We start from the raw sequence: 6,059 nt of genomic DNA, 5'->3' as shown, positions 1-6,059 counted from the left end.
CAAGACGCCGGGCGAGCGCCTGAGATTGATTTCCCGATCGCCGCACGATGCCGACACTACCTTGCTCTGGGGCAATGGCAGTGGCGATCGCCGCAATGGTTTCGTGGTGATTCAAGGATGCAGCCATGGCCCATTCACTCTTACTAGGTGGACTCTTGATGTGGAATCTTTTTATACCGCTGGGGCGTCAGGTTATCTACGGAGTGTTGAGATACCCGGATTCAAACTCTAGGGGCAACCGTCTACAATCGTAAAGTATCCCTGGTAACTGAAGTGCTCTGTCACCATCCTCACTGCCCAGATGTCCTGCCGTGACTGACTTAGTATTATGCGATCGCCCCGTCTTTCCCCAAATCCCGTTGATGAACCCCCAACTTTACCGAGGCGATCGCGCCGTCAACACCGAGGATGGCGTCGTCAACTGCGCTATCTGTTCTATCGTTTCATTCGTCTGCGGGGTAGCTCTGAGGCGATCGCCCGTGGTTTAGCTGCTGGGGTCTTTGCTGGTTGCTTTCCCCTATTTGGCCTCCAAACCCTGATTGGCATTGCGCTGGCGGCCATTTTTCGCGGCAACAAGCTGGTCGCTGCTGCCGGCACTTGGATTAGCAATCCTTTGACCTATGTTCCCCTCTACGCGTTCAACTTTCACATTGGACGCCAGATCCTAGGGCTAGAGCTAGAACTGGCCGAGGGACTGTCGCTAAATTCCTGGGATGCCTTTATGGATACCAGCGGTGACTTCATAGCGAGCCTGTTTGTGGGCTCCCTTGTGATAGGAGCGATCGCCTCCCTCTGTAGCTACGGCATAGGTCTATGGCTGGTGCGCCATCTACGTCGCCTGCGGCAGGTGCGTCATCGCCGTCGTCACCACCATCATCATTAGTAGCCGTTCTAACCGAGCAACCACGATCACCCTGCTGCCACCATCATCGTTAGGCAAGCAACCCGATCACGATGTCAGCGCTGCCTTGGCCTGGTTCTGGAGCATCAGCCCATATTCCAACCCTTCCACGGTTGCTTGGTAAGATGCCTCGATGATATTGCCCGACACCCCCACCGTTGTCCAGCGTTGGTAACCATTGCTGGAGGCTACCAGCACCCGCGTTTTGGCCGAGGTGCCGGCGGTTCCGTCTAGAATCCGCACCTTGTAGTCCGTTAGGTGGAAGTCTGCAATGACCGGATAGACATTGGTCAACGCTTTACGCAAGGCTGCATCGAGGGCAGAGACAGGACCATTTCCCTCTGCTGCTTCTAGGATATGCTGCCCATTCACCAACAGCTTCACCGTTGCTAAGGAATTGGTCTCCCAGGCTTGGGAATCGGGCACCATACCGCAGTGGACTTGAAACCCTTCCACGCCAAAGAAAGTTTGTCGTTGTCCCAGGGCCTCCCGCATCAACAGTTCAAAGCTAGCTTCGGCAGCTTCAAACTGGTAGCCTTCATGCTCTAGCACCTTCAACCGCTCTAAAATATGGCGGCAGGTGGGATCTTGTTTATTGAGGTTGATGCCAAAGCTGCGGGCCTTCGCTAAGACATTGCTCAAGCCAGCCTGATCGGAAATAACAATGCGGCGATGGTTGCCGATCAATTCCGGCTGGATATGTTCGTAGGTGAGGGGATTGCGTTCCACTGCACTCACATGAATACCGCCCTTGTGGGCAAAGGCAGAGAGACCGACAAAGGGAGCATGGTCGTCGGGAGCTAGGTTGACGATTTCGCTAATTAAACGGCTGGAGTCGGATAGTTGGGCGAGCTGGTCGTTCGATACGCAGTCGTAGCCTAACTTGAGCTGCAGATTGGGCATCAGCGTACAGAGATTAGCGTTGCCGCAGCGCTCGCCATAGCCGTTGATCGTACCCTGTACCATGCGCGCCCCTTCCATCACAGCCGCGATCGCATTGGCCACGGCGGTGCCTGAATCGTTGTGGGTGTGAATGCCTACCTGCGGCACGGTTTCCAAGCCAAGCTGCTGAGCGTAGGCAGTGACCTGCTCGACCACCACTTGGCTGATGCTGCTGACCTCATGGGGGAGAGTGCCGCCGTTGGTGTCGCAGAGAACCACCCATTCTGCTCCAGCCGCGATCGCTGCCTTGATGGTTTCTAGAGCATAGGCTGGATTTTGCTTATAGCCATCAAACCAATGTTCTGCATCGTAGATCAGGCGGCGATCGTGGCTGCGGAAGAAGGCGATGGAGTCTTGGATCATCGCGAGGTTTTCATCGAGGCTCGTCTTCAAGCCTTCGGTGACATGGAGATCCCACGATTTGCCAAACAGCGTCACCCAGCGGGTTCCTGCCGTGAGGATCGGTTGCAGCATGGTGTCATCTGCGGCGCTGCGGCCAGGGCGACGGGTGGCACAAAACGCCACAATTTCTGCCTGGGCGAGGGGTTCTTCCTGAAGCTGCCAGAAGAACTGCACATCCTTGGGATTGGCACCGGGCCATCCTCCTTCAATAAACGGCACCCCGAGGCGATCCAACTGGCGAGCAATACGAATTTTGTCTTCAATGGACAGCGATAGCCCTTCGCGTTGGGCTCCATCTCGCAGGGTGGTGTCGTAGATCCAGAGTTTTGTTGGGGATGCCAAACGGTCTAAAGTCATGGAAGGATGCGCTCGACGGATTGGTTAAGGGTGGTACGACGGATGGCCCAGACAACCTAGGCTATGGATCTATCCTACCCAAGTGGGCTGCAGAGCGGACGGTTGATCGTCCACGGGGGCTGATCTTCTACAGGGAATGGCTCGGATGTCCCGTCCCTAGGATGTCCCGTCCCTAGATGAATGTTTTGTGCTCAAAGGAGAGGGAGACCGGCTGTCCATCATAGGCAGGAGGGCGATCGCTCAGGGGGTGTCCTAGGATTGTTCATCCTAAAGGCGGTTGGAATGGGCAGGCTCACCCTTCTACCATCATGACAGAGCATATTAAGGATTTTGCACCAAAAATCAACCTAGAATCAAAGAGGTCGGCTATTCATCATCGACCGGTTTCACGATACGAGGACTACCATCATGCCAAAGATTTTTGTCCAGGGACATGAGCTTGAATGCGATCGCGGCGCAAATCTGCGGCAGGTGCTCATGCAGCACGGGGTTGCACTCTACAACGGCAATGCCCAGTGGATCAACTGCCATGGCATTGGCACCTGCGGCACCTGTGCTGTGCAGGTGGAAGGGGAGGTATCTGAGGCGAATTGGCGCGATATCACCCGTCGTTCCTTGCCGCCCCATACCCCCGATCGCAACCGCCGTCTTGCTTGCCAAACCCAGGTCTTGGGAGATGTATCCGTCACAAAGTTTGATGGTTTTTGGGGGCAGGGCGACACCATTCTATGGAAGCCTGAGTCCTAATCCCTAGGGCTGCTATTGGGGCGATCGCTTCTGTGACATTGACCTGTGACATTGATCTATCTCTTGAGGACAAGCGTGATGTTAAAACGCCTAGGACTTCTGCTCTTAATTGGTTTTTTCCTCAGCGTAACCGTACGGGCTCTCCAGCAGCAGGACACTGCTCAGGAGGAGAGTGAGCGATCGGGGCCCATCGTACGCCTCCAACGCATGTTTTCTGGCGATGAAGAGGAAAGCGATCGCAGCGATGTAGATGACAGCGGAATTGCTCGCGAGGACGTGGGCGTTGCCCCGGCTGGGGGAGCCACCGATCCCGCAAATGCTGATGATTCAGGGAACTCTGACGAGAGCAATTCTGCCGAAGAGAGCGACACGGCTGGAACTGGAGCGACCGCTGAAGACGAACGTCCCCGTAGACAGCGTCCTAACCGCGCCGCCAATGATGATGCCAACTTGATGTGGTAGCCCCCAGTAGGAATGAGCCTGAGAGATTTGAGGATTGACGAGCAAGCATGACTTCAACCAGCGATATTGTGATCATTGGCGGTGGGCTGATAGGCTTAGCGATCGCCATTGAGCTAAAACGACAGGGGGCATCGGTGACGGTGTTAGAGCGCGATCGCCAACAGGCGGCGGGCTATGCTGCAGCGGGGATGCTGGCCCCCCAAGCAGAAGCCTTACCCCCTGGCCCCCTGCTGGATCTCTGTCTTTGGAGTCGAGATCAGTATGCAGAGTGGGTGAGCAAGCTGGAAAATTTGAGCGGTCAATCCGTCGGCTATTGGCCCTGCGGCATTCTACGTCCTGTCTATACCGCCCCTGCGCTGACGCCATCCTCCGACCTATGGCTCGATCGCACCGCTATTCATCAAGCCCAGCCCGGTTTGGGAGAGGCAGTGGCTGGTGGCTGGTGGTTTCCTGAAGATGGCCAGGTGGATAATCGGGCTTTGATGTGCGGTTTAGTCGCGGCAGCGGAAGCTTTGGGTGTGGTTATGCATACGGGCGTGGCGATCGCTAGCCTGCCCCAGCGTCAGGGGCAGATCACCACCCTACAGACGTCTCAGGGAGCCTGGAGTGCTGGGCAATATGTGCTAGCCACCGGGGCCTGGGCGGCAGATTTACTACCTATTCCTGTCCAGCCCCGCAAAGGACAAATGCTTTCTCTCAAGCCACCCCAGGGCGATCGCCTTCCCCTACGGCGGGTATTATTTGGAGATGACATCTACCTTGTGCCGCGCCAAGATGGACGGATGGTCATCGGAGCGACCAGCGAACAGGTAGGTTTCACCCCTGGTAATACGGCCAGCGGTCTTCAGTCGCTGCTGGAGCGCACCATTCGCCTGTTTCCTGCCCTGGCTAGCTGGTGTGTGGAAGAAAGCTGGTGGGGATTTCGCCCCAGCACTCCTGATGAACAGCCCCTCCTAGGCGAAAGTCCTTGGGACAACCTCAGCCTGGCCGTAGGGCACCATCGCAACGGCGTTTTACTAGCCCCCGCCACCGCCACACTGCTGACCGACTGGGTGCTGCACCGTCGCGCCCATGATTTGTTACCCCACTTTAGCTGGCAGCGATTTGTGACTCCAGATCGCGATCGCCCCCCCTTACCCTTAACCACTCCAACCTCTATTACAGTGAAGTCTTCTGTGCAGACCCTTTCCTCCCAATTTCCCACTCTGAATGCCACCATCGATAGCCCCCTGGTGATTGCCGGGCGCAGTTTTCAATCGCGCTTAATGACGGGCACCGGCAAATATCGTAGCCTTCAGGATATGCAAGGGGCGATCGCCGCGAGCGGTTGCGATATCGTGACCGTGGCGGTGCGGCGGGTGCAAACCAATGCTCCAGGCCATGAAGGTCTGGCTGAAGCTATTGACTGGAACCGCATTTGGATGTTGCCCAACACCGCTGGCTGTAAAACCGCTGAAGATGCTATTCGCGTGGCCCGTCTGGGGCGAGAAATGGCCAAACTGCTGGGGCAAGAGGATAATAATTTCGTCAAGCTGGAAGTGATTCCCGACGCCAAATATTTGCTACCCGATCCCATTGGCACCCTAGAAGCAGCAGAACAACTGGTGAAAGAAGGATTTGCTGTCCTGCCCTACATCAACGCCGATCCACTGCTCGCCAAACGCCTCGAAGAAGCCGGTTGCGCTACAGTCATGCCCTTGGGCTCGCCCATTGGTTCTGGGCAAGGCATCCGTAATGCGGCCAACATTCAGATCATTATCGAAAATTCTTCCATTCCCGTGGTTGTGGATGCGGGTATTGGCACCCCCAGCGAAGCAGCCCAAGCCATGGAAATGGGAGCAGATGCGCTGCTGATCAATACAGCGATCGCCCAAGCTCAACAGCCAGCTCTCATGGGGCAAGCCATGGGCATGGCCGCCCAGGCAGGACGCATGGCCTACCTAGCAGGACGAATTCCGGTGCAAACCTACGCGATCGCCAGTTCTCCTGTTACCGGCACGATTAGCTAGTCTGCGGCTACAGAATGGTAGTCAAAACCCCTTGTCTTGCGGACGAGGGGAATCCTAGTCTTTAACATGTCGCTACATCATTGAAGATGCCTCAAAGTCCCTCTCCTTTTGGGCTACCGCTTATACACATCTTAGAGATGAGCCAGTGACCAACCTTCAAAGAGGGTGTCAAAGTGTTTGAGACCTCTGAATAGAATGACAATGCCCGGTGGGCGCTGACTGGCATAGCCCGACCATCC

General features: G+C 56.0%; 5 protein-coding genes. 4 read left to right on the top strand and 1 reads right to left on the bottom strand.

Annotated elements, in window-relative coordinates:
* Positions 1-328: 328 nt before the first annotated feature.
* Complete coding sequence (locus tag V6D20_05950; GenBank protein ID HEY9815329.1) at positions 329-883, top strand: DUF2062 domain-containing protein; 555 nt, start codon at positions 329-331, stop codon at positions 881-883.
* Between the two features lie 66 nt (positions 884-949).
* Here V6D20_05950 and cimA read toward each other — a convergent pair whose 3' ends face one another.
* A complete protein-coding gene (cimA, locus tag V6D20_05945) occupies positions 950-2,602 on the bottom strand; it encodes a citramalate synthase (GenBank protein HEY9815328.1) in 1,653 nt (550 codons plus the stop codon).
* A gap of 408 nt (positions 2,603-3,010) precedes the next feature.
* Here cimA and V6D20_05940 point away from each other — a divergent pair, with 408 nt between their 5' ends.
* From V6D20_05940 to thiO, 3 genes are all read left to right on the top strand, one after another.
* On the top strand, positions 3,011-3,349 hold the full coding sequence (locus V6D20_05940; protein HEY9815327.1) for a 2Fe-2S iron-sulfur cluster-binding protein: 339 nt from the start codon (positions 3,011-3,013) through the stop codon (positions 3,347-3,349).
* Between the two features lie 78 nt (positions 3,350-3,427).
* The gene (locus V6D20_05935; protein HEY9815326.1) at positions 3,428-3,811 is read left to right on the top strand and encodes a hypothetical protein; all 384 of its coding nucleotides are present in this window, start codon (positions 3,428-3,430) and stop codon (positions 3,809-3,811) included.
* Positions 3,812-3,858: 47 nt separating this feature from the next.
* Positions 3,859-5,820, top strand: a complete 1,962-nt coding sequence (gene thiO, locus V6D20_05930; GenBank protein HEY9815325.1) for a glycine oxidase ThiO — start codon at positions 3,859-3,861, stop codon at positions 5,818-5,820.
* Positions 5,821-6,059: the final 239 nt, after the last annotated feature.

It is taken from the genome of Candidatus Obscuribacterales bacterium, assembly GCA_036703605.1.
In the GTDB taxonomy this organism is placed as follows: domain Bacteria; phylum Cyanobacteriota; class Cyanobacteriia; order RECH01; family RECH01; genus RECH01.
The sequence above is the reverse complement of the archived record's forward strand: the minus strand, read 5'-3'. Positions and strand labels throughout refer to the sequence as shown.